Raw genomic sequence first — 23,618 nt, 5'->3', positions numbered from 1 at the left:
TCCCAGCGTAGGATGAAGTTCACGAGAGCGATAAACCTTGACTGCGCGCTAGAACGCAGCACGCTCTCAACCCTGAAAAGGTCGTTTTATGACGAAATGGCTGCTAGCTGCCGGTGTCTTGATGCCGCTTTACAGCGCTCAGGCTACACAGGATCCGGAAGCTGTGTACAACCGTGTTTGTGGGGCTTGTCATTCCGGCCAACTACCCACGGCGCCCCGCAAGGGCGACCAGGAAGCTTGGGCGCCGAGGTTGGCGCAAGGTATGGAGACGCTGGTGCAACACGTGACCCAGGGTTTCAAGGCGATGCCGCCGCGTGGTTTGTGCATGGACTGCAGTGCCGAGGATTACCGAGCCATCATCCACTGGATGAGCGAGTGATCCCGGCCCATAACTCTTAACCCTTAGCCGTAGTTGGATTAGCTGATGAACAAATTACTCGTGAGTCTGCTGTTGACCTTGGGCATCACAGGTGTAGCCCATGCCGCAGGCGACGCTGCTGCCGGTCAGGCGAAAGCCGCAGTCTGTGGCGCATGCCACGGTCCTGATGGGAACAGCATGGCGCCAAACTTTCCCAAGCTGGCCGGCCAGGGGGAAAAGTACCTGGACAAGCAGCTGCACGATATCAAGTCCGGCAAGCGCCAAGTGCTGGAGATGACCGGCCTGTTGACCAACCTGAGCGATCAGGACCTGGCTGACATCGCCGCTTACTTCGCCAGCCAGAAAGGCAGCGTCGGTGCCGCCGATCCCAAGGTCGTGGCCCGCGGCGAAGAGCTCTTCCGTGGTGGCAAGCTCGACCAGGGCATGCCTGCCTGCACCGGCTGCCACTCGCCAAATGGCGCGGGTAACGCAGCGGCCGGTTTCCCGCATCTGGGTGGCCAGCACGCACAGTATGTGGCCAAGCAACTGACCGACTTCCGCGAAGGCAACCGTACCAACGACGGCGACACCATGGTCATGCGCAGCATCGCCGCCAAGTTGAGCAACAAAGACATCGAGGCGGTGTCCAGCTATATTCAGGGCCTGCACTAAGCCGGCTCGATCAAGTTGCCGAGGGTGTTGAGCCGCGGCAACGTTAATGATCGATTAATCTGACGGTGCAAGCATAAAGGGTGGCTCAGGCCGCCCTTTTTTATGGCGTCTGCCGCTACACTAGCGAACTCAAGCCCGCCATGATCTGTCTGAATTCAGGTCGCGCGAGGCGCCAAAATTGTCCAGGAGTAAAGCATGCGTAATCTGATTCTCAGCGCCGCTCTCGTCACCGCCAGCCTGTTTGGCGTGACCGCTCAAGCTGCCGAGCCGCTTGAAGCCGGTAAAACCTACGTCGAGCTGAGCAGCGCCGTTCCGGTTGCCGTGCCTGGCAAGATCGAGGTCGTAGAGCTGTTCTGGTATGGCTGCCCACACTGCTATGCCTTCGAGCCGACCATCAATCCCTGGGTTGAGAAACTCCCTGCCGACGTCAACTTCGTGCGCATTCCAGCCATGTTTGGTGGCATCTGGAACGTTCATGGCCAACTGTTCATCACCCTGGAAGCCATGGGCGTCGAGCACAAGGTTCACAAAGCCGTATTCGAAGCTATCCACAACGGCAAGAAGCTCGCCACTCCCGAGGAAATGGCCGAGTTCCTGGCCGCCGAAGGCGTCGACAAGGACAAGTTCCTGAGCACCTACAACTCCTTCGCCGTCAAAGGCAAGGTCGAGGACGCCAAGAAGAAGGCCCAGGCCTATCAGATCACCGGCGTACCGACCATGGTGGTCAACGGCAAGTACCGTTTCGACCTGGGCACCGCCGGTGGTCCTGAAGGCGCGCTGAGCGTGGCCGACCAGCTGATCGCCAAAGAGCGCGCAGCCAAGTAAGCGCCGCCATGCCGCGCTGGGGCTCGGAACGCATCGTTGGCCTGCATGATCCGCAGGTCAACGAACACCATTTGGCGTCGACCGGCCTGCCAGCGGACAGTCGCCTGCGTTTGCTCAGTTTCAATATCCAGGTCGGTATCAGTACCGAGCGCTATCGCCATTACCTGACGCGTGGCTGGCAGCACCTGCTACCTCACAACGGGCGTGCCGAAAACCTGCAGAAGATCGGCAACCTGCTGGGGGACTTCGACCTGGTAGCCCTGCAGGAAGCCGATGGCGGCAGCCTGCGTTCGGGCTACGTCAATCAAGTGGAGCACCTGGCTCAGCTGGGCGCCTTCCCCTACTGGTATCAACAGCTCAATCGCAACCTTGGACGCCTGGCACAGCACAGCAACGGCGTGCTCAGCCGCTTGCGTCCCTGGGCCATTGAAGACCATCCGCTGCCCGGCCCCAAGGGGCGCGGAGCGATCCTCCTGCGTTTTGGTGAAGGCCCCGAAGCGCTGGTGGTGGTGATGATGCACCTGGCATTGGGTGCCCGGGTCCGAACCCGGCAACTGGCGTATATCCGCGAGTTGATCGGCGGCTACAAACATCAGGTGCTGATGGGGGATATGAACACCCACGCCAGCGATCTGCTGGAGCACTCCCCTTTACGCGACCTCAGCCTGTTGGCGCCGCAACTGCAGGCGACCTTCCCCAGCTGGCGTCCGCAACGCTGCCTGGACCATATCCTGCTCAGCCCCAGCCTGACCCTGGAGCGAGTCGAAGTCCTGGCCCAACCCATATCCGATCACCTGCCGGTCGCGGTAGAGATTCGTCTGCCGGGTTCGCTCACGGCCGATGCATTGCCCGCGTTGAGTCCTGCACCTCGCGGAACCGATGAATGAGCGACGACGCCCAGCGCTGGAAAGAGAAGTACCTCAAAAGTATCGAACAGCAGGAAAAGCTTGAGCGCCGTTGGGCCGCTCGCCTGGACTTGCTGCGTCGCGGCCTGGTGCGCAGCACCCTGGCGGCGGAAGGCACCGACCGCGCGGTCGACCAGTGCATGAAGGAAATGCGCGAGGTGGTGCGCACCGACGACATGGATGCGGGGCTTGCGGCCCTGTTGCCGCGCCTGGAAAAGGCCGTGCTGGATTCCGAGCAACGGCGTGAAACCAGGATCGAACAGATGAGCAGCGCCTTGACGGCGCTGGTGACCCAATTGCAGTCCCTGCCCTTGCCCCGGGAAGTCAGCCGCCCGTTGAAGGCCTTCGCCAAGCAGTTGGATGGGCGGGTCGGCCAGGCGCGGGAGATTCCCCTGTTGCTGGGGGAGCTCAGCAGCCTTCAGGGCAAGGCCCTGAGCCAGCTGGAAACCCCGGCCGAGCCAGGTCGCCCGAGTCTGCTGCAGCGCCTCTTCGGGGGACGAGACGCCGGTGAAGCGCCCCAGGCCGAAACGGCCCCGCCCGCGGCGCCTGTTCCCGCTGCGAGCGTGCAATCCCCTCCTCCGGCCGAGGCAGTTGCAGAACCAGAGGCAGTGGCTCGCGAGCACTACCAGACCCCGACCACGGACTTGCCGGAAGTCGCCGCCATTCCTCCGGCACCCTTGGCCGTGGCCCCCGCCCCGGCCGAACCCGAGGCGCTCGTGCTTGCGGAGCCTGCATCCGACGCGCCGGCCAGGATTGAGGCCGAAGCTGTCGGCGCCTCGGCCGCGCCTTCGGTGGTGGCATTCGTGCCCCCTGTCCTGGCGCAGGAACAGCCGCAGGAGCCGGCGCCCCAGGTCGAGATGCAAGCGCCCGTTGCGCTCGAACTGGCAGATCAGGCTCCGGCATCCGTCGACGCCGCTCCGGTCGCGCTCGCCGAGTCGCCGGCAGAGGCTCCTAGCGAGCCTCAGAGCGAGCCGGTTGCGCCCAACCCCGATGAGTTGCTGCCTCTGCCTGCGGTTTCCCCGGCGGTGCTGCTCGACAGCCTGCCCTTGCCGCCGGTCATGGCCGAGGCCCTGGCCGCCATCGATCCGGAGCAGTCCGAGCACGATGTGCTCTACGCCCTGCCGGACTCCCCCGAGCCGTCCTATAGCTCGGTGGCCAAGCATATCGAGCACACCTTGCTGGGGCTGCTCGACGACCTGAGCCTGCCGGAGCGCCATCGACCCCAGGCGGAAGCCATGCGCGATCGTCTGCAGCATGGGTTGAACTGGTATGAATTGCTGCCGATCCTCGATGATCTGGCGGTATTGATGCTGGCGATCACCGACTCGGGCCAACACGAGTTCGAGGCCTACCTCAAACAGCTCAACGAGCGTCTGGAAGCCTTCCAGAGCAATCTGCAGGCGGCCAGCGACGGCCATGCCGACAGCAGCTCGGCGGCGCGGGCCATGGACTCGCAGATCCGCCAACAGGTCGATGGCCTGCAAAGCAGTGTGCAGGAAGCGGCGGACCTGGATGACCTCAAGCAGGTGCTGGAAAGTCATCTGGAAGGTCTGCTGGGCACCATGGATCAGCACCAGAAGCAGCGCGACGAGCGCGAGAAGGAAGTGGCCGCCCGCCTGCAAAGCCTGGCAGAACGCGTATCGAGCATGGAGCAGGAAGCCCAGGGCTACCGTGAACACCTCGAAGAACAGCGGCAGAAGGCGCTGATCGACCCCTTGACCGGCTTGCCCAACCGCGCGGCCTGGAGCGAGCGCCTGGAGCACGAGATCGGCCAATGGCAGCAACATGGCAACAGCCTGCTGCTGGCCATGCTCGACCTCGATCACTTCAAGCGGATCAACGACAACTACGGTCATCTGGCCGGGGACAAGGTGTTGAAGATCATCGCCAACGTGCTGCGCAAGCGTCTGCGGGGCAGCGATTTCATCGCTCGCTTCGGTGGCGAGGAGTTCGTCCTGCTGCTGCCCAATACCCCCTGGCCGGTTGGTGCGCGAATCGTGGAAGCGCTGCGGGCGGCGATTGAGGCTTGCCCGTTTCATTTCAAGGGAGAGCGGGTGACCATCACCGTGTCCGTCGGCCTCAGTGCGTTCAAGCCCGGTGATCGCAGCGAACTGGTGATCAAACGAGCCGATCAGGCGCTGTATCGGGCCAAGGACGCCGGTCGCAACCGGGTGGAGGCAGGCTGAGGCGCAGGCCGATTCCTGTCTCAAGCCACGGTTTTTGCCCATGGTGGCGCGGGCAGTACGTTACACTGTTGCATTCTTTGTCTTCAGCGTATTGCCTTTTGCCATGAAACGCCTTGCTCTTGCCTTCTCGCTCCTGCTCCTGGCCGGCTGCGCCAGCGGTCCGCGTATCGACACCGGCCACCCCTCGGTGAATTACGATCAGCGGGCCCAGTTCATCATCGTTCACTACACCTCCGCGTCCCTGGAGCGTTCCCTGGCCCTGCTGACGCGCGGCCAGGTCAGCAGCCACTACCTGATCGGCGATGACAAGTCGGCCACCATCTACAAGCTGGTGGACGAGCAATACCGCGCCTGGCACGCCGGCGAAAGCCAGTGGCAGGGGCGTACCTGGCTCAACTCCAGCTCGATCGGCATTGAGATCGTCAACCCGGGCTTTCGCGATGGTCCCAACGGACGGCTCTGGTATCCCTACAGCGAAGCGCAGATCCAGAATCTGATCGTGCTGCTCAAAGACATCAGCAAGCGCAACAACATCTCCCCGCGTCACATCATCGGTCATAGCGACATCGCGCCGTCGCGCAAGCTCGATCCGGGACCGCTGTTCCCCTGGAAACGCCTGGCCGACGCCGGCCTCGGCCTGTGGCCCAATGCCCAGGCGGTGGCCCGTCAGCAGGCGTACTTCGCGGTGAGCCTGCCGAGCATCGGCTGGTTCCAGCAGCAACTGGCCCAGCTGGGCTACGCCACCCCGCAGACCGGCGAGCTGGATCAGGCCACCCGGCACGTGCTGGCGGCTTTCCAGATGCACTATCGCCCGAGCCGTTTCGATGGCATTCCGGATGCCGAAAGTGCTGCGATGCTCCAGGTCCTCAATCAGACAAAATAATGACGCCGCCGGACGGTCCGGGCCGATTACCCAATCAGTTGCTATAACTCATTGGTATCCCTCGGATCCTCCACGATGCCCGTCCCTCGTGAGCCCCTGCGCACCTGGTTCCATCGCCCCTGGTTGTTGGCGACGCTGGCGGCTGCGCTGAGCGCGGCGCTGCTGGTGCTCGGCAGTGCCGGGGTGGCCATGCATCAGGTCCAGCAACGGGAAAGCGAACAGATGAATGCCCAGGGCAAGCGCTTCCTGGAGCGTCTGGAACAACTGTTCGGGCAACTGCGTGAAGGACTGGACGAGCTCGAAGCCCAGCCGCTGCGCGAGTGCAGCGCCGAGCTGATCAGCGCCCTGCAGCAGGTCAGCTTCAACTACCGCTTCATTTATGAAGCGGCCTACATGGACGCCACCCAAAGCTGCTCCAACTCGCCGCGCCAGAGCCTGATGCCCTCGCTCAGGGCTCCGGATATCCGCGGGCCGACCTACAGCTACTGGCTCAACACCTCTGCCCAGCCCAATGAAAACCTGGCCGCGCTGATGCTGGGCCGGGGCGATTTTCGCGTGGCCACTTCCCGCGGGCACCTGACCGATGTGGTGGACCTGCCGGCCGGTGGCAGCCTGATGGTGGTGGTGGAGCATGGTGCCCGGGCGATTCCGGTACTGGGCCAGGCCCATGCCTGGCCGCCGGTGGAACCTTGGCGCGCCGGTCGCGACGGGCCGCTGCAAGTGACCCCGGACCTGCTGATCTATCGCATGCCGACCCAGAATCCCGAGTACCAGTTGGTGCTGATCACGCCCCGGGCCAGCATGCAGGCGGAAATGCTCGATGGCTGGTGGTGGCTGTTGCCGATCAGCCTGTTGCTGGCGCTGTGTATCGGCGGGCTGGTGTATCAGCTGGCGCGTCAGCGCCAATCCCTCGGGGCGGAGCTGCAAGGCGCTCTGCGCCGTGGCGAGTTGCAGGTGCTGTACCAGCCGATCTTCGACCTCAGCAGCCGGGTCTGCGTCGGGGCCGAAGCCTTGCTGCGCTGGCGCCGTCCGGATGGCACCCTGACCAGCCCCGACCTGTTCATTCCGCTGGCGGAAAACACCGGGCAGATCCGCCAGATCACCGACTTTGTCCTGCAGCGCCTGCTGGAACAACTGGGGCACGTGCTGCGGGCCAATCCGCAGTTGTACATCTCGGTCAACCTGGCGGCCTGTGATGTCATGGTGCCGCGCATCGGCCAGGTCATGGCGCGGCTCCTGGCCTTGCACAAGGTGGCCGCGCGGCAGATCGCCTTCGAGGTCACCGAGCGTGGCCTGATCGATGTGGTGGTGGCGCGGGACAACCTGCAGGCGCTACGGGACGTGGGGCATCAAGTGCTGATCGATGATTTCGGCACCGGCTACTGCAGCCTGGCCTACCTGCAAAGCCTGCCGGTGGATTGCCTGAAGATCGACAAGGCGTTCATCGACGCCCTGGGGCATGACGCCGCCAGCAGTGGCGTGGCGCCCCACATCATCCGCATGGCCCATGCCCTGAAGCTCAAGGTGATCGCCGAGGGCATCGAGTTCGAAGACCAGGCATCGCTGCTCAACAGTGAAGGCGTGAGCTACGGTCAGGGCTGGCTGTTCGCCCATGCCCTGAGCGCGTTGCAGTTCACCGAGCTGATTACCCGGGGGCGGCGCCTGGTGCCCCGGCGCCTGGACGACGAAGCCTGATGCCCTACAGGGGCAAGGCCAGGTAGAACTGGGTGCCTTGTCCGGGCCTTGAGTAGACCCCCATGCGGCCGCCGTGGAGCTGGACGATTTCCTTGCACAGCGCCAGCCCGAGCCCGGCGCCGCCTTTCTTGCGCCCGACCTGGACGAAGGGCTCGAAGATCCGTCCCTGCTGGCCGTAGGCAATGCCCTCGCCGTTGTCCTCGACGCTGATGATGACCCGCTCGCCATGGCGCCGGGCCTGCAGGCGGATCTGGCCGCCGCTGGCGGTATGGCGCAAGGCATTGTCGATCAGGTTGTCCAGGACCCGTTCCAGCTGCGGCCGGTCGGCGTGCAGGCGCGGCAGCGGCGCCTGGAGGTCCAGCAGCAGGTCGATGTCCTGGCGCTGTGCCTGTTCGCGAAAGCGCTCCAGAGCCTGCTCCAGCAGCTCTTCAAGGGAACAGGGAGCGAGGGTGAGCTTCTGCAGGCCGTTCTGGTAGCGCGAGAAGTTCAGCAGATCATTGATCAACTGCATCAGGCGCTGCATTTCTTCGTTGACCGTATTGAGCAGGTCGGTTTCCCGGGACTCTTCGGCAAAGTGCAGGCGTTCCTGGAGCAGGCCGAACGCCATGTGCATGCCGGTGACCGGGGTGCGCAGCTCGTGAGAGGCGCGCAGCACGAATTCACTGCGCACCCGCTCGAAGGCACGCTGTTCGGTGACGTCGTGGAGCACCATCACCGCCCCGAGAATATGACCTTGGGTGTGGCTCACCGGGGTCAGGCTGTAGGTCAGCAGACGGGACTCGCCGTCGACCTCCACATCCAGGTCTTCCGGGGCCCGCTCCAGGGTGCCGCCGCGCAGCACCAGCTGCAGCTGTTCGTCCAGTTCCGGGCGTTGCAGGGCGCTGCCCAGGCCTTGGCCGAGGCGCTCCTGATCCCAGCCCAACTGGCGCTGGGCCACCGGATTGAGGTGCTCCAGGCGGCCTTGGCGGTCGATCATCAGCAGACCGTCGTCGATGCTGTCGAGCACCGCCTGCAGGCGCTGCTGGCCGGCCAGCAGTTCGTCGACATTGGTTGCCTGATGCTGGCGCAGGGCCTCGGCCATGATGCCGAAGCGCCGGGTCAGCAGGTTCATTTCCGCGGCCGCGGAGATGGGCAGGGTGACGTCGAAATTGCCTTGGCCAATCTTGTCCGCGGCCTTGGCCAGGGCCTCGATGGGGCCGCCAAAACGCCGGGCGATGGCATGGGCGGTGATAAAGCCGATGATCAGCACCGCCAGGGCCACCAGGCCCAGCAGGCCGGCCACCAGCAGGGCGCGGTCACGGGCCTGGCGTTCCACCTGGCTGATGTTGTCCAGGGCGCTCTTGTGTTCGTTGATCAGGCCGTTGCGCAAGGCATTGAAGCGCTCGGTCAGCGCTTGGTTGTCGCTGATTCCGGGGGCGCCGCTGATGCGTTCGAAGGCCTGGAAGAAACTCAGGTAGTCATCGCGGGCCTGCTGAAAGTGCTGGCTGCCCTGGTTCTGCTGTTCCTGGGCGATGCCCTGGTCGAGCAATGCCAGGTAGTGCTCCCGGGAGGTTTCCAGGGCGGCGCGGTCGGGCTCCTTGCTGAGCATGATGATCAACTGGTCGCCCAGGGTCTGGCGCAGCTTGAGCCCCAGGTCCAGGGTGATGAAGTTGTTGCGGATCAGCGACTCCTGGGTATTGGCCATCTGCATCACGCTGACCAGCCCGAGCACCAGCCCCAGCAGGGCGACGGTGATCAGGGCCGAGATGCTCAGAAACAGCCGGGTTCGCAGTTTCATCGCTAACTTCATGGGGGAGCGCTCACAGGTTGTACTGTTTGCGTTTGCGGTACAGGGTCGAGGCGTCGATGCCCAGGGTCTTGGCCGCTTGGTCCAGGGTGTCGCTGGTGGCCAGGACCGCGCCGATATGGGCCTTTTCCAGCTCGTCCAGGCTCAGCGCTGCACCGATCCGCGGGGCATTGTTGGTGGGTTGTTCGGCCATGCCCAGGTGGATGATCTCCACCCGTTCCTGGGGACAGATGATGCTCGCCCGCTCCACCACGTTGCGCAGCTCGCGGATGTTGCCCGGCCAGCGATAGTTGAGCAGGGCTTCCCGGGCCTCGTCGCAAAAGCCCCGGGCCGGTCGCGAATACTCCTTGACGAAGCGTGCGAGGAAGCGATCGGCCAGGGTCAGGATGTCTTCGCTGCGTTCGCGCAGGGGTGGCAGGTGCAGGGTGATCACGTTCAGGCGGTACAGCAGGTCTTCGCGAAAGCGCCCGTCGCGCACCATGTCCTCGAGGTTGAGGTTGGTGGCGGCAAGAATCCGCACATCGGCCCGGCGGGTCACCGGGTCACCGACGCGTTCGTATTCCTTGTCCTGGATGAAGCGCAGCAGCTTGGGCTGCAGGGTCAGGGGAAAGTCGCCGATCTCATCGAGGAACAGGGTGCCACCGTCGGCCTGATTGACCCGGCCCAGGGTGCTTTCGCTGGCCCCGGTGAACGCCCCGCGGCTGTGGCCGAACAGCTCGCTTTCCATCAGTTCGGCGGTCAGGGACGGGCAGTTGATGGTCACGCAGGACTTCTTCGCCCGCTTGCTCCAGCCGTGGATGGCCCGTGCCAGCTCGCCCTTGCCGGTGCCCGATTCACCGAGAATCAGAATGTTGGCGTCGGTGCCGGCCACCTGGCGCGCGGTTTCCAGCACCACTTTCATGGCCGGGCTGTGGGAGTCCAGGCCGTCCTTGGGCTTGCGTACTTCACCTTCCAGGGCTTCCAGGCGCGCCGAGAGCTGGCGCACTTCCAGTTGCTTGGCGGTGGCCAGGCGCAGTTGATCAGGGCTGCAGGGCTTGACCAGGTAATCGGCGGCACCGGCCTGGATCGCATCTACCGCGGTATCCACGGCGGAGTGGGCGGTGACGATCACCACCCGCATCCAGGGCGCCTGGGTGCGCATCTGCGCCAGCACGTCCAGGCCGTTGTCTTCGCCCAGGCGCAGGTCGAGGAAGCACAGGTCGAACACCTGGCGTTGCAGCAGTGCATCGGCCTGGGCTGCGCTGTTGGCGGTGGCCACGGTGTAGCCCTCGTCTTCCAGGCAGTAACGGAAGGTGCGAAGGATTGCGGATTCGTCATCCACCAGAAGGATGCGGCCTTGATTCTCCGGCGCTGACTCCATTTCGCAGGCTCCTTTATGAATGATCTTATTTAGTCCCGGATAAATCGGGCAAGTTGCAAGGTTGATTCTGATCCATTCCACGGCATGCAGGTTAGATATCTCCGGCCGAAATGGCTAACCGACTGAAACTCAATGGCTTTTACAGCTGCTGGGCATGGGCCTGGTCTGTATCAGGCCGTCCGCCGCTCGGCAAAGTTCCCCCTCATATCAAAAAGCCCTCCAGGCGGTCCGCGCCGATCGTGCATTTCGCACGGTCGGCCAGCGTGCATCGTGCAGGATGCGTGTGGGGTGGTACTTTTGAATGGCATTAAGTTGTTGATTTTATTGATATTTATTCCTTGGTGAAAGCTGGCATGCAGACTGCAATAACCCTCCTATCAGCGAAGCACGAGCCATGGCTTCCATAACAACATCACCACCAGTGTGGGAGGAGTTTCAGGATGAATCGCCAACGTCTTGCCCAATTGCGTATTGCGCCACTGCACCTTCAGCAAGGTCTGTTCGCCAGTCTGGCGTTGCTGGTCACTCTGATCGCCGGGCAACAGTACCAGCGCTGGCAGGACAGTCAGGCGCCCGCCCCGCGGGTGCCGGCCCATCACTTCACCCAGACCCATTTCAGCTCGGTGAGCAGCCAGCTCAACGATGCGACACCCGTGCAACTGATGGCCGTCGATCAGGCGCAGCCGGCGCTTGAGGCGCCACGTCAGGAACGCTGGGTGTTCTAGGCACCAAGGGTCGGCCCGCCTTAGGCGGCGTCCGGCGGCTCCACCGGCACCATCACTAATAGAAGAGTAAGGAGAATCATCATGCTGAGCTGGGCAATCACATTCCTGATCATTGCCATTGTCGCTGCGGTACTGGGCTTCGGTGGTATCGCGGGCACCGCCACGGGTATCGCCAAGATTCTCTTTGTGGTGTTCCTGGTGATGTTCATCGCTTCGTTCTTCTTTGGCCGTCGTGGCCGAGGCTGACCATGAGTCCCTCGTTGAAGACCTTGGCCGCCGCGCTGTTGCTGGGCGCCAGCGCCCTGGCGGTGGCCGCCAATGATGGCCAGGCCCGTGCCAACCAGCTGCTGGGTTCCGATCCGCAGTTTCGTGAAACCTGGCAGAAGGTCGTGCAAAAAGAGGAGCGTCTGCCCGAATGGGTGATGAACCTGTCGGGCGATGCGCCGCAACAGATGAATGCAGTGACCGAAGGGGGCGACCAGTACCTGGTCGGACCGCTGTGTGAAACCGCGCAGAGCTGTCAGAACCAGCGGCTGGTCGTCGCCTTCAGCTTCAACAAGAAGCATGCCTACGCCCTGTGGGTCGAAGTGCCGGCCGGCTTGCCCGCGGACAAGTCGCCGACGCGGCATGCCAGTTACCGTTTCCTCGGTAAGCCGGACGACGGCATGCAGGCTTTGCTGCAAGAGCAATTGCGCAAAGATCCGAACTGGTACTGAGTCCGGTATTGCCGATATTGCATAACAGATAGGCGAAAGGGCCTCCCAGGCGCTTTCGACTTTGCACCGCCCGAGGAAGGCGCGTGCATGACCAAGGGGCCGGGATGTTCTGATGCTTGCATGATCGGAGTGACCTAGGGGTACAGGGAGTGCCTCCGCAAGGGCCGGGTCAGGAAAGAGCGGCGGCGCAAGCTCCCAAGTCGTCATCGACTTGAAGAGCTTGCGGCGTGCTTGAATGAGCAAAGTCCTGTTCTAGAGCTGTTGCTACATCTGCGCCGAAGCGTATCCCGAAAAAAATCTTCCTTTGACCCCGATCAAACGTTTCCGGGTGTTTCTCTGCGACCGTATATCGAGAAACTTTGCGGAATAATCGCAGCGTTTCCAGGCGACCGAATCAGAACATTCCCATGTTTTTTACGACCTTTTCCTGACCTCTCCGACATGCCTGCACGCCGCCTGAAATGGCTGTTTCACGGCATTTATGCCTGCCGAAATGTCGTATTCGAACCGGTTGGGACGTTCGTTTTATTTGGAAAAACTCATGCCGATTCGGCATAGGGTAGGCGTTTACGGCATTAGACGTTCCCCCCTTGCATCGGAATAGTTGCGCCTTTTTTCGCCCGCACAGAGCTGTAAATGCTCGCTCGGGATGACCTTATACGGGGGCCGATGCACAAACTTTTCCGCCATTGAGCGTTCCAGTTCGCGCATCAGCCCGAGTCCAACTGAAGTAAGGGTAATGATATGAAGAAGGCAAAATTAAGCCTCGCCTGGCAGATCCTCATCGGTCTGGTCCTTGGGATTGCGATTGGCGCGCTACTCAATCATTTCAGTGCTGAAAAAGCCTGGTGGGTCAGCAACGTCCTGCAACCTGCGGGCGATATCTTTATCCGCTTGATCAAGATGATCGTGATCCCGATCGTCATCTCCTCCCTGATCGTCGGCATTGCCGGGGTCGGCGACGCCAAGAAACTTGGCCGCATCGGTCTGAAGACCATCATCTACTTCGAAATCGTCACCACCATCGCCATCGTCGTCGGCCTGCTGCTGGCCAACCTGTTCCATCCGGGCGCAGGCATCGACATGAGCACCCTGGGCACCGTGGACATCTCCAAGTACCAGGCCACCGCCGCCGAAGTGCAGCATGAACACGCGTTCATCGAGACCATCCTCAACCTGATTCCGTCGAACATCTTCGCGGCCATGGCCCGCGGCGAGATGCTGCCGATCATTTTCTTCTCGGTGCTGTTCGGCCTGGGCCTGTCGAGCCTGCAGTCCGATCTGCGCGAGCCGCTGGTGAAGATGTTCCAGGGCGTCTCCGAGAGCATGTTCAAAGTCACCCACATGATCATGAACTACGCCCCCATCGGCGTATTCGCGCTGATTTCGGTGACCGTCGCCAACTTCGGCTTCGCTTCCCTGCTGCCGTTGGCCAAGCTGGTGATCCTGGTCTACGTGGCCATTGCCTTCTTCGCCTTTGTGATCCTCGGCCTGATCGCCCGCCTGTTCGGCTTCTCGGTGCTCAAGCTGATGCGCATCTTCAAGGATGAGCTGGTGCTTGCCTACTCCACCGCCAGCTCGGAAACCGTGCTGCCGCGGGTCATCGAGAAGATGGAAGCCTACGGCGCGCCGAAAGCCATCTGCAGCTTCGTGGTGCCGACCGGCTACTCCTTCAACCTCGACGGTTCGACCCTGTACCAGAGCATCGCGGCCATCTTCATCGCCCAGCTGTACGGCATCGACCTGTCCATCAGCCAGCAATTGCTGCTGGTGCTGACCCTGATGGTCACCTCCAAAGGCATTGCCGGGGTTCCGGGCGTGTCTTTCGTGGTGCTGCTGGCCACCCTGGGCAGCGTGGGCATTCCGCTGGAAGGCCTGGCCTTCATCGCCGGTGTCGACCGTGTGATGGACATGGCGCGTACCGCCCTGAACGTGATCGGCAACGCCCTGGCGGTACTGGTCATCGCTCGTTGGGAAGGCATGTACGACGACGCCAAGGGCCAGCGCTACTGGAACTCCCTGCCGCACTGGCGCAGCAAAGAGAAGCTGCCTGCCGGCGAAATCACCAAGGGCTAAGCGCCTACTGCGTAGGAGCTGGCTTGCCAGCGAAGAGCCCCCAAGCCCTGCACATGCCTGAGGCTCGCCTTCGCCGGCAAGCCGGCTCCTACAGATGACAGACCCCGGTTAATCCGGGGTTTGTCGTTTCTGCCCGCCCCGCTATCATTCGCCGCATCTTTCGAGGGGTATGACCGATGCTCAATGGCCTGTGGCTTGGCTTCTTTGTCGTGGCGACCGTGTCGGCCCTGGCCCAGTGGCTGGTGGGCGGCAATGCCGGGATTTTCGCCGCCATGGTGGAAAGCATCTTCGCCATGGCCAAGCTGTCGGTGGAGGTGATGGTGCTGCTGTTCGGCACCCTGACCCTGTGGCTGGGCTTTCTGCGGATCGCCGAGAAGGCCGGCATCGTCGAATGGCTGGCCAAGGTCCTGGGTCCGCTGTTCAAGCGCCTGATGCCGGAGGTGCCGCCCGGCCACCCGGCCCTGGGCCTGATCACCCTGAACTTCGCCGCCAACGGCCTGGGCCTGGACAACGCCGCCACGCCCATCGGCCTCAAGGCCATGCGTGCCTTGCAGGAGCTCAATCCCAGCGCCACCACCGCCAGCAATGCGCAGATCCTGTTCCTGGTGCTCAACGCCTCGTCCCTGACCCTGCTGCCGGTGACCATCTTCATGTACCGCGCCCAGCAAGGCGCGGCGGACCCGACCCTGGTGTTCCTGCCGATCCTCCTGGCTACCAGTGCCTCGACCCTGGTGGGCCTGCTGTCGGTGGCGGTGATGCAGCGCCTGCGTCTGTGGGACCCGGTGGTGCTGGCCTACCTGATCCCCGGGGCCCTGGCCCTGGGCGCCTTCATGGCCTTGCTGGCGACCCTCTCGGCCACGGCCCTGGCGTCGTTGTCGTCGATCCTCGGCAACCTCACGCTGTTTGGGCTGATCATGCTGTTCCTGGTGATTGGCGCGCTGCGCAAGGTCAAGGTCTACGAGGCCTTTGTCGAAGGCGCCAAGGAAGGCTTCGAGGTGGCCAAGAACCTCTTGCCGTACCTGGTGGCGATGCTCTGCGCCATCGGCGTGCTGCGGGCTTCCGGGGCGCTGGACTTCGGTCTTGACGGCATTCGCCACCTGGTGGCCTGGGCCGGTTGGGACACGCGCTTCGTCGACGCCCTGCCCACCGCCATGGTCAAGCCGTTCTCCGGCAGTGCCGCCCGGGCCATGCTGATCGAAACCATGAAGACCCAGGGCGTGGACAGCTTCCCGGCCCTGGTGGCGGCGACCATCCAGGGCAGCACCGAAACCACCTTCTATGTGCTGGCGGTCTACTTCGGCGCGGTGGGCATCCAGCGGGTGCGGCACGCCGTGGGCTGTGCCTTGCTGGCGGAGTTCGCCGGCGTGGTGGCGGCGATTGCGGTTTGCTACTGGTTCTTTGGCTGAGTTGACCGAGTCTTCGCCAGCAAGCCGGCTCCTACACCACCCGTAGGAGCCGGCTTGCCGGCGAATGGGCGCTCAATGCTTGAGCGCCCGATTGCCCTGCCCCACCGCCCAATCCACCACCTGGCGGGTCAGCGCATCGCCGGCCTGGCCAAATCCCGTCACCACCGCCGGCACCGCGGTTTCAGTCAGCGGCTGGCGCACTTCAAAACGTCGACTGGCGAGAATCTTCTGGTCATTGCCACGAATCAGCCGCGCATCCAGGCGGATCACCACTTGGGCGGCACTGCCCTGGTATTCGGTCTGGAAGGCTTGCAGGTCGCCGCCCAGGGCCAGGTCGGTCTGCAGGTTGCTGTCATCGGTACTCAACAGCTGCACCCGGCCATCGCGCTGGAAGCCGTCCAGCAGGCGGTTGCGCAGCAGGATCGGCGCCGGGTCGCTCCAGCGCGAAGCCTTGTAGCTGCTGATCAGATTGCCCTGGGGAATCACCGCGATCCGCGCGCTGTTCAGCGCATCGCTGGCCTGGGGCTTGAGCAGCTGCAAGGACCACGGCAGGGCCTGGCTCGGGGCCGTGGCAGCGGCCTGGCCCACTGGTAGCCGATAGATGTCCAGCGGCTCGCCCTTGGGCAGGATCGAGCAGGCGCTGGTCAGGGCCAGTACGGCACTCAGGGCCAGGGGGGCAAACAGGCGATCGGCACGCTTCATGGCGTGAACTCCTTGTTCTTCTCGTTACCCAGCAAGTAACCGCCGGGGTTGGCTTCCAGGCGGCGGGTGATGCTTCGCAGCGAGCTCAGGGTCTCGCGCAGTTCGCGTACCGCTGGCGCCAGGCCGTTGAGGCCCTGCATGCCGTTGTTCAGCGAGTCCTGATTGTTGCTCAGCAAGGTGTTCAGGGTGGCGCTGCTCTGCTCCAGGTTGCGCATGGCCTGTGCGGCGCTGCCAACCATCTGTTTGCCCTGGTCGCTGAGCAGGCCGTTGGCGTTGCGCATCAGCGCGGTGGTCTGTTCCAGCATGGCGCTGGTCTGCTTGCTGATGGTGCCCAGCTGCTGCATCAGCTGGCGCAGGTCATCACGTTGCCCGGCGATGCTCGCCGAGGTTTTCTGCAGGTTGTCCAGGGTGCTGCTGACCCGTTCCACGTTGTCCGGGGAGAACATGCGGTTGGCGTTGTGCAGCAGCAGGTTGACCCCGGTCATCAGGTCGTTGCTGTTGTTCAGCAGGCGGGCAATGGGCGATGGCGAGGCGGTGATGGTCGGCAGGTGGCCGTCCTTGCCCTTGAGGGGCGGGCTTTGCGGCGTGCCGCCGCTGAGCTGGATGATCGAGGTGCCGGTGATGCCGGTCAGGGCCAGCTTGGCCTGGGTGTCTTCCTTGATCGGGGTTTCACTGCCCAGGCGGATCTGCGCCAGCACCCGGCGCGGGTCCTTGGGGTCCAGGCGCAGGTTGACCACATCGCCGACCTTGATCCCGCTGTATTGCACGGCACTGCCCTTGGACAGGCCGCTGACCGCCTCGTTGAAGACGATCTCGTAGTCCTGGAAGGCGCTGTCGACGCTGGACTTGGCCAGCCACAGGCCGAACAGCAGGGCGCTGGCCACCACGATCACGGTGAACAGGCCGATCAGTACATGATGGGCTCGGGTTTCCATGTCATCCCTCGTTGGTCTGTGTAGCGGCCTGGTAGGCCGCGCGGCCGCGAGGGCCATGGAAGTACTGGTGGATCCACTCGTCCGGGGTTTCGGCGACCACGTCGATGGCGTCCGCCACCAGCACCTTTTTCTGCGCCAGCACCGCCACCCGGTCGGTGATGGTGTAGAGCGTGTCCAGGTCGTGGGTGACCAGGAACACGCTCAGGCCCAGGGCATCGCGCAGGGTCAGGATCAACTGGTCGAAGGCGGCGGCCCCCACCGGGTCGAGGCCGGCGGTGGGTTCGTCGAGAAACAGGATGTCCGGGTCCAGGGCCAGGGCGCGGGCCAGGGCCGCACGCTTGATCATGCCGCCGGAGAGTGAGGCCGGGTATTTGTCCGCCGCCGACAGCGGCAGCCCGGCCAGTGCCAGCTTGACCGCCGCCAAGTGCTCGGCGTCGGCGCGAGACAGCCCGGCATGTTCGATCAGTGGCAGGGCGACGTTCTCGGTCACTGTCAGCGAGGTGAACAGCGCACCCTTCTGGAACAGCACGCCAAAGCGCCGTTCGATCAACGAGCGTTGTTGTTCCGGCAGGCTCGGCAGGTCCTGGCCAAACACCCGTACCGAACCTTCGCTGGGCTGGCGCAGGCCGACGATGCTGCGCAGCAGCACCGACTTGCCGCTGCCCGAGCCGCCGACCACGCCAAGAATCTCGCCCTTGTACACGTCCAGGTCGAGGTTCTCGTGCACGCTCTGCTTGCCGAAGCGATTGCACAGGCCCCGGACCTCGATCACTGCCTCGGCAGGTGCCCGCGGTGCCCGGCTCACCAGCCCATCTCCATGAAGAACAGCGCGGCCACGGCGTCGATGACGATCACCACGAAGATCGACTGCACCACGCTGGAGGTGGTGTGGGCCCCCACCGACTCGGCGCTGCCGCTGACCTTGAAACCCTCCAGGCAACCGATGGCGGCGATCAGGAAGGCGAAGATCGGCGCTTTCACCAGGCCCAGCAGGAAGTGCTTAACACCGATGTCCGAATGCAGCAGGGAAAGGAACATCGCCGGCGAGATATCCAGGGACAGGGCACAGACCACGGCGCCGCCAATGATCCCCGAGAGCATCGCCAGGAAGGTCAGCATCGGCAGCGCCACCAGCAATGCCAGGACCCGGGGCAGTACCAGCAGCTCCATCGGGTCCAGGCCCAGGGTACGGATCGCATCGATCTCTTCGTTGGCCTTCATCGAGCCGATCTGTGCGGTGAAGGCACTGGCGGTGCGTCCGGCCATGAGAATCGCGGTGAGCAGGACGCCGAACTCCCGCAGAAAGGAAAACGCCACCAGGTCCACGGTGAAGATGCTGGCGCCGAAATTGGCCAGCACCGTGGCCCCGAGAAAGGCCACCACCGCGCCCACCAGGAAGGTCAGCAAGGCGACGATGGGGGCGGCGTCGAGGCCGGTCTGTTCGATATGCGCCACCACCGGGGTGATGCGCCAGCGTTTGGGGCGCAGCAGGCCGCGGGCCAGGGTTTCGAGAATCAGGCCGATGAAGCCGAGGGCTTTCAGGGTGTCCTGCCAGACGGTGTAGACCGCGCTGCCGATGCGCGAGAGCAATTGCACGCTGACGGAAATCTCCGGCTCCCTGACCGGCACACAGAAATCGTTGAGCGAGCTATAGACCGTGTGCAGCAGCGCGCGGTCGGCGCTGGACAGGGTGCAGCCCGGGTGTTCGGCGGACTGGCCCAGGCGCTCGGCGCCCAGCAGCTCCACCAGCAGCGAGGCGCCGGCGGTGTCCAGGGCTCCCAGGCCGTTGAGGTCGATGTGGGTGCTGCTGTCGTAGTGGCCGTCGAGGCTCTGGCAGAGACGCTTGAGGTCGCTGTAGTGGGCCAGCGTCCAGTCGCCGCCGATGCGCAGTTGCGCCGGAGAGTGGGCGTTGTCCAGTTGAGCGGTGCCGGGCGTCATGCGGGTATTCATAAGCTCCGAGCTTGCGTGGCGATTGCGCAGTGCTACGTAATAGCACGATCGCCGTTACTTTGCCTCGCCGCTCTTGGCCGCATCTTGATCTGGATCGGTGATCTCGAAACGCAGCACACCGATCACCTGCCCGTCCTCGGTGATGACCCGCACCTGCCAGTTGCCCGTCGGGTTGGCCGGGAAATTCTGCTTGTGGGACCAGGCGCGGTAGCCCTCCTTGCGCCCGCCGTGGATATCCAGGGCGATGCGGTCCACTTCGTTGCCGTTGAACTGCCAGACGTGATAGATGCGCTCGTCCAGGCCCCGGGGAGCGTTGATCGCGGTGTAGGCGTACAAGCCGTCGCTGCGCACCTGGCGGCTGCTGACCTGTTCCAGGCTGTCTCCCGGCGTGCGGTCCTGAAGCTGGGTGCTGATGGCGTCCTCGGTCAGCCACAGGGTGGCCGGCGGCACCCAGGAGCGCAGCAGCCAGCCGGTGCTGCCGATGGCCAGGGTGATGCACAGCACCGCCAGGGCACTGCGCAGGCTGCGGATCGGCAGGATCGACGCCAGGCTGGGGAAGGACAGGAGCATGGCGATGCCCAGGGCCAGCTTGAAGCTCTGGGCCGTGGTCAGGTGCAGGATCAACGGCAGCGCGGTGAGCAGTGCGGCGAACAGCGTCAGGGTGTGCAGGGCGAGGAACAGCCAGCGCCGCGGGGCCAGCCATTTGTAGTACAGCGGGTCGGTGATGGAGATCAGTGCCGCCGCCCCCAGCAAGCCGGTGAACACCAGTTGGCCGCTGTTCCAGCTGGTGGTGATGAAGAAGAACGGCAGGACGAAGAACAGGCTTTCCTGATGGATCATCTGCGTGGCGTAACGCAGCAGCGGCTGGGGGATCTCGCGCTTGAAGACCTTGGTGAACAGTTGGGTCAGGCTGTTTTCCAGCATCAGCCAGACCCAGCTCACCAGCAGGATCACGGCGATCCACGAGGCCAGGCTCTGCTGTCGGTCCACCAGGATGAAGCTGCCGACTCCGGAGATGAAACCGCCGAGCGCAATGACCCCCGGGTAGCGCTTGATCAGTTCCAGAACGCGCTGAATATAGAGGGTCAGGTTAGGCATCGGGCGGGGTCACAGTCTGGGCAGGGAAAAACCGCGACAGGATACCGTTGGCCGCTGCTCGTGGCGAGGGAGCTTGCGCGGGCTGGAGCCTGCAACGCGGCCCCGCTCCGCCGTCGGATGCAAGCTGCGGGGCCAATGCCTGTGCTCCTGCTACAGCCGGCTGGCGGGGCGCCGACGGTGCCACAGGCAGGTGCCGAGGCTGGCGCAGAGGATCAGGCCCAGCAGGCCGGCGCCCAGCCACAGCAGTTGTTCATCGCCCAGCAGCGGCTTTTCGATGCGCAGGTAGCCCGGCTGTTGCAGCAGTTGCTTCAGGGCCCGATTGGCCTGGTCCAGGCTGACTGCCCGCAGGCGCTTGGCCGGGTCGCTGAAACGGCCGTTGTCGAAGTCTCCCAGGGCGCTCCAGTAGTAGTCCGCCAGGGCGCTGTTGCCTTGCACTGACCAGGCCTGGCGGTCGATGGCGGCCTGTTTCAGGCGCTCGAAGGTGGCCGGGTCGAGGCCGTCCTTGAGCAGGCTCGCCTTGAGCTGTTCGACCACGTGCCGGGCCTGGGGCAGCGCATCACGCTCCAGGTCGGCGTTGAGGCTGAGAAACCCTACCCCACCGAAGACTTCCCGATCGCTCCAGGGGCCGTAGGACAGTTCGTGCTCCAGGCGCAGCTGACGGTACAGCGCCCAGTCCAGGTAGTCCTTGAGCAGGTCGAACGTCTCGTCGTGTTGCTGTTCCAGCAGGGGTTCGGGAAACAGCCAGTGCAGCTGTGCGCTCTGCCCGACCCAGCCATGGATCAGGTCGCGCTCGGCGGCGGCCGTGCCCTGGATCTGCGGCAAATCGGGGTGCTCGCTGGGCTCCACCGGAACCAGGGCACCGTAGGTGCGCTGCAGATAGGCCGGCAGCAGGCGGTCGAGTTCGCCGACCACGATCAGGGTCATGTTGTTGGGGGCGTACCAGTCCCGGCGCACCTGCTCCAGGCGAGCCAGGGTCAGGTGCCCGACCTCGGCGCGCTCGGCACATTTGAGCCCCAGCTCCACCGCCAGCTGGTTGCCGGCCTTGTGGCCCAGGTCCTGGCGGTCGAGCCAGCGCTGCAGGTGCGAGTAATGGCCACCGTCTTCGCGCTCCACCACCTGTTTGGCGGCGGCCACGGCGTTGTCGTTAAGGCGGGTGCGGGTCAGCAGTGACAGCAGCAGGTCGAGGACCTTGCGCTGGTTTCTCGCCGGGGCCTCGATGACGAAAGTGGTGTCGGCATTGCTGGTGTAGGCATTCCATTCGCCGCCCAGGGCTTGCATGCGCTCTTCCAGGCCGCCTTCGCCGCTGGCGTCGATGCCGCTGAACAGCAGGTGTTCCAGCAGGTGCGGCAGTTCCTTGTCGGCACAGGCGAAATCGTCCAGGCCGACCCCCACCACCAGGCGGATCGCCACGTGGCCGCGTTCGCTACCGGGCTTGAGCAGCAGCTGCAGGCCGTTGGGCAGGGTGTAGCCTTCGACCTGGAAACGATCCAGGGCCCAACCTTGTGCGCTGCCCAGCAGCAGGCAGGCGAATAACAGACAACGCATAACAAGCTTCCTTACGGCGTGCGTAAGTTTTAGAGACTGCATGTAACTCTGGACGTTCAGGGTGAATGGGTGATGTCAGCCATGTCTTCGACTTGCAGGGCTCCGGTGTCCGAGGTTTCCAGGACCACGTAGGCGCTGCTGCAGAACAGCGAGTTGAGACGCTTCATGTCGGCGATCAGTTCCAGGTGCAGGGAGCTGGTTTCGATGCTTTGCACGATCTTGCGCTGCAGGCGGCTGACGTGGGCGTGGGCCAGGCGCCGTTCCTGGGCGCGGAAGCGGCGTTTCTCCCGCAGCAGTTGCCGGGCGCTTTCCGGGTCGGCGCTGAGGAACACCGAAAGTCCCAGGCGCAGGTTGGCGATCAGCTGGCCATGCAGCCCGGTCAGTTCTTCCAGGCCGACGTCGGAGAAGGATCGGCGTTGCGAGGTCTTTTGCTGCTGGACCTTGCGCAGCATGCGTTCGATCAGGTCGCTGGCCAGCTTGAGGTTGATCGCCAGTTCGATGATTTCCGCCCAGCGCCGACTGTCCTGCTCGCTCAGGTCCTCCCGGGGCATCTGCGCCAGGTACAGCTTGATGGCGCTGTACAGCGCTTCGACATCATCGCTCAGGGCACGCAACTCCTGGGTGATGGCGGTCTGTTTGCCCCGCAGCACATCACGCATGGCTTCCAGCATGTTGTCGATCAGATCGCCGATGCGCAGGGTCTCCCGGGCGGCGTTGGCCAGGGCCAGGCTCGGGGTGGCCAGGGCGGCCGGGTCCAGGTGCCGTGGGCGCGCGCGGCCATTGTCCTGGGGTCGTTCCGGCAGCAGCCAGGTGCAGAGCCGGGCCATGGGGCCGACACTGGGCAGCAGCAACAGGCAACGCGCGGTGTTGTACAGCAGGTGGAAGCCGATCACCACTTCCTGGGGGCTGAAGTCCAGGCTGTCCATCCAGTGGGCCAGGGGGTCGAGCACCGGGATGATCAGCAGCAGGCCGATCAGTTTGTACAGCAGGCTGCCCAGGGCCACCTGGCGGCCGGCGGCGTTTTGCATGCTGGTGCCGAGGAAGGCCAGCACCCCGCTGCCGATGTTGGCGCCGATCACCAGGCCGATGGCCACCGGCAGGCTGATGACGCCGGCCCCGGCCAGGGTGGCGGTGAGCAACACCGCCGCCAGGCTGGAGTAGGACACCATGGCGAAGACCGCGCCCATCAGGGCATCCAGAAGGATGTCGCCGGTCAGCGAGGCGAACAGCACCTTCACCCCCTGGGCGTGGGTAATCGGTGCGGCGGCTTCGACGATCAGTTGCAGGGCCAGGATGATCAGGCCCAGGCCGATGCCGACCCGGCCCAGCTGCCCGGCGCGGGTCTGCTTGCGCGAGAGGAAGAAGATCACCCCGAGGAAGATCAGCAGCGGCGACAGCCACGACAGGTCGAAGGTCAGCACCCGGGCCATCAGCGCGGTGCCGACATCGGCGCCGAGCATGGTCGCCAGCGCCGGGGTCAGGGCCATCAGGCCCTGGCCGACAAAGGAGGTCACCAGCATCGCCGTGGCGTTGCTGCTCTGGACCATGGCCGTCACCAGGATGCCGGCAACGAAGGCCAGCGGTCGTCGGGCCATGTTCTGGCCGATCACATGGCGCAGGTTGGAACCGTAGACCCGCAGGATGCCGGTACGAACGATGTGCGTGCCCCAGATCAGCAGGGCCACGGCGGAAAGCAGATTGAGCAGGGTCAGCATGAGAGGGCCCCCCTGGGGTGAAGAGCCCCAAGCGGGGCCAGTGGACGTTGTTGCGCGAGGTTCTACGTTATGTATTTAAG

Annotated in this window: 21 protein-coding genes; 12 read left to right on the top strand and 9 right to left on the bottom strand. The window is 64.0% G+C overall.

What is annotated here, in order from left to right; genetic code table 11:
• Positions 1–88: 88 nt before the first annotated feature.
• The 7 genes from ACMGG8_RS03255 (at position 89) to ACMGG8_RS03225 (ending at position 7,524) form a co-directional block, all read left to right on the top strand.
• The gene (locus tag ACMGG8_RS03255; protein WP_016963939.1) at positions 89–379 is read left to right on the top strand and encodes a c-type cytochrome; all 291 of its coding nucleotides are present in this window, start codon (positions 89–91) and stop codon (positions 377–379) included.
• Positions 380–424: 45 nt separating this feature from the next.
• Positions 425–1,030, top strand: coding sequence for a c-type cytochrome (locus ACMGG8_RS03250; protein WP_016963940.1), 606 nt, complete (start codon positions 425–427; stop codon positions 1,028–1,030).
• Between the two features lie 195 nt (positions 1,031–1,225).
• Positions 1,226–1,855, top strand: coding sequence for a thiol:disulfide interchange protein DsbA/DsbL (locus tag ACMGG8_RS03245; protein ID WP_016963942.1), 630 nt, complete (start codon positions 1,226–1,228; stop codon positions 1,853–1,855).
• Between the two features lie 8 nt (positions 1,856–1,863).
• Positions 1,864–2,742: an endonuclease/exonuclease/phosphatase family protein gene (locus ACMGG8_RS03240; RefSeq protein ID WP_060836885.1), complete on the top strand. Its 879-nt coding sequence runs from the start codon at positions 1,864–1,866 to the stop codon at positions 2,740–2,742.
• Complete coding sequence (locus ACMGG8_RS03235; protein WP_414159167.1) at positions 2,739–4,946, top strand: diguanylate cyclase; 2,208 nt, start codon at positions 2,739–2,741, stop codon at positions 4,944–4,946. The genes ACMGG8_RS03240 and ACMGG8_RS03235 overlap by 4 nt, the downstream gene beginning before the upstream one ends.
• Positions 4,947–5,049: 103 nt before the next feature.
• Positions 5,050–5,829, top strand: a complete 780-nt coding sequence (locus tag ACMGG8_RS03230) for an N-acetylmuramoyl-L-alanine amidase (RefSeq protein WP_414159166.1) — start codon at positions 5,050–5,052, stop codon at positions 5,827–5,829.
• A gap of 75 nt (positions 5,830–5,904) precedes the next feature.
• Positions 5,905–7,524, top strand: coding sequence for an EAL domain-containing protein (locus ACMGG8_RS03225; protein WP_414159165.1), 1,620 nt, complete (start codon positions 5,905–5,907; stop codon positions 7,522–7,524).
• 4 nt (positions 7,525–7,528) lie between these two features.
• Here ACMGG8_RS03225 and ACMGG8_RS03220 read toward each other — a convergent pair whose 3' ends face one another.
• Positions 7,529–9,313 (bottom strand): ATP-binding protein, encoded by a 1,785-nt coding sequence (locus ACMGG8_RS03220; protein WP_060836889.1) that lies wholly within the window; start codon positions 9,311–9,313, stop codon positions 7,529–7,531.
• A gap of 10 nt (positions 9,314–9,323) precedes the next feature.
• Complete coding sequence (gene algB / locus ACMGG8_RS03215) at positions 9,324–10,670, bottom strand: sigma-54-dependent response regulator transcription factor AlgB (RefSeq protein ID WP_016963951.1); 1,347 nt, start codon at positions 10,668–10,670, stop codon at positions 9,324–9,326.
• A gap of 440 nt (positions 10,671–11,110) precedes the next feature.
• Between algB and ACMGG8_RS03210 the strand changes: the two genes are divergently transcribed.
• The 5 genes from ACMGG8_RS03210 to ACMGG8_RS03190 all read left to right on the top strand — a co-directional run bounded on the left by ACMGG8_RS03210 (position 11,111) and on the right by ACMGG8_RS03190 (position 15,593).
• Complete coding sequence (locus ACMGG8_RS03210) at positions 11,111–11,395, top strand: hypothetical protein (RefSeq protein ID WP_060836890.1); 285 nt, start codon at positions 11,111–11,113, stop codon at positions 11,393–11,395.
• 81 nt (positions 11,396–11,476) lie between these two features.
• Positions 11,477–11,641, top strand: a complete 165-nt coding sequence (locus tag ACMGG8_RS03205; protein ID WP_003170804.1) for a DUF1328 domain-containing protein — start codon at positions 11,477–11,479, stop codon at positions 11,639–11,641.
• A gap of 2 nt (positions 11,642–11,643) precedes the next feature.
• A complete protein-coding gene (locus ACMGG8_RS03200; protein ID WP_060836891.1) occupies positions 11,644–12,111 on the top strand; it encodes an inhibitor of vertebrate lysozyme family protein in 468 nt (155 codons plus the stop codon).
• A 744-nt stretch (positions 12,112–12,855) separates the two neighbouring features.
• Positions 12,856–14,187, top strand: coding sequence for a glutamate/aspartate:proton symporter GltP (gene gltP, locus ACMGG8_RS03195; protein ID WP_060836892.1), 1,332 nt, complete (start codon positions 12,856–12,858; stop codon positions 14,185–14,187).
• Between the two features lie 176 nt (positions 14,188–14,363).
• On the top strand, positions 14,364–15,593 hold the full coding sequence (locus ACMGG8_RS03190; RefSeq protein ID WP_060842083.1) for a nucleoside recognition domain-containing protein: 1,230 nt from the start codon (positions 14,364–14,366) through the stop codon (positions 15,591–15,593).
• Between the two features lie 72 nt (positions 15,594–15,665).
• Here the strand turns inward: ACMGG8_RS03190 and ACMGG8_RS03185 are convergent, their stop codons facing one another.
• From ACMGG8_RS03185 to ACMGG8_RS03155, 7 genes are all read right to left on the bottom strand, one after another.
• Positions 15,666–16,295: an ABC-type transport auxiliary lipoprotein family protein gene (locus ACMGG8_RS03185; RefSeq protein WP_060842084.1), complete on the bottom strand. Its 630-nt coding sequence runs from the start codon at positions 16,293–16,295 to the stop codon at positions 15,666–15,668.
• Complete coding sequence (locus ACMGG8_RS03180) at positions 16,292–17,230, bottom strand: MlaD family protein (RefSeq protein ID WP_414159164.1); 939 nt, start codon at positions 17,228–17,230, stop codon at positions 16,292–16,294. The genes ACMGG8_RS03185 and ACMGG8_RS03180 overlap by 4 nt, the downstream gene beginning before the upstream one ends.
• A 1-nt stretch (position 17,231) precedes the next feature.
• Positions 17,232–18,035 (bottom strand): ABC transporter ATP-binding protein, encoded by an 804-nt coding sequence (locus tag ACMGG8_RS03175; RefSeq protein WP_060836896.1) that lies wholly within the window; start codon positions 18,033–18,035, stop codon positions 17,232–17,234.
• Positions 18,032–19,180, bottom strand: a complete 1,149-nt coding sequence (locus tag ACMGG8_RS03170) for an ABC transporter permease (RefSeq protein WP_060842086.1) — start codon at positions 19,178–19,180, stop codon at positions 18,032–18,034. Before ACMGG8_RS03170 ends, ACMGG8_RS03175 begins: the two co-directional genes overlap by 4 nt.
• A gap of 54 nt (positions 19,181–19,234) precedes the next feature.
• Positions 19,235–20,278, bottom strand: coding sequence for a DUF5924 family protein (locus ACMGG8_RS03165; protein ID WP_060842087.1), 1,044 nt, complete (start codon positions 20,276–20,278; stop codon positions 19,235–19,237).
• Between the two features lie 150 nt (positions 20,279–20,428).
• Positions 20,429–21,823 (bottom strand): M16 family metallopeptidase, encoded by a 1,395-nt coding sequence (locus tag ACMGG8_RS03160; RefSeq protein WP_414159163.1) that lies wholly within the window; start codon positions 21,821–21,823, stop codon positions 20,429–20,431.
• Positions 21,824–21,879: 56 nt separating this feature from the next.
• Positions 21,880–23,538, bottom strand: a complete 1,659-nt coding sequence (locus tag ACMGG8_RS03155; RefSeq protein WP_060836900.1) for a Na/Pi cotransporter family protein — start codon at positions 23,536–23,538, stop codon at positions 21,880–21,882.
• Between the last annotated feature and the right edge of the window lie 80 nt (positions 23,539–23,618).

The sequence above is a fragment of the Pseudomonas sp. BNK-45 genome (assembly GCF_047456255.1).
GTDB lineage: Bacteria > Pseudomonadota > Gammaproteobacteria > Pseudomonadales > Pseudomonadaceae > Aquipseudomonas.
The sequence above is the reverse complement of the archived record's forward strand: the minus strand, read 5'-3'. Positions and strand labels throughout refer to the sequence as shown.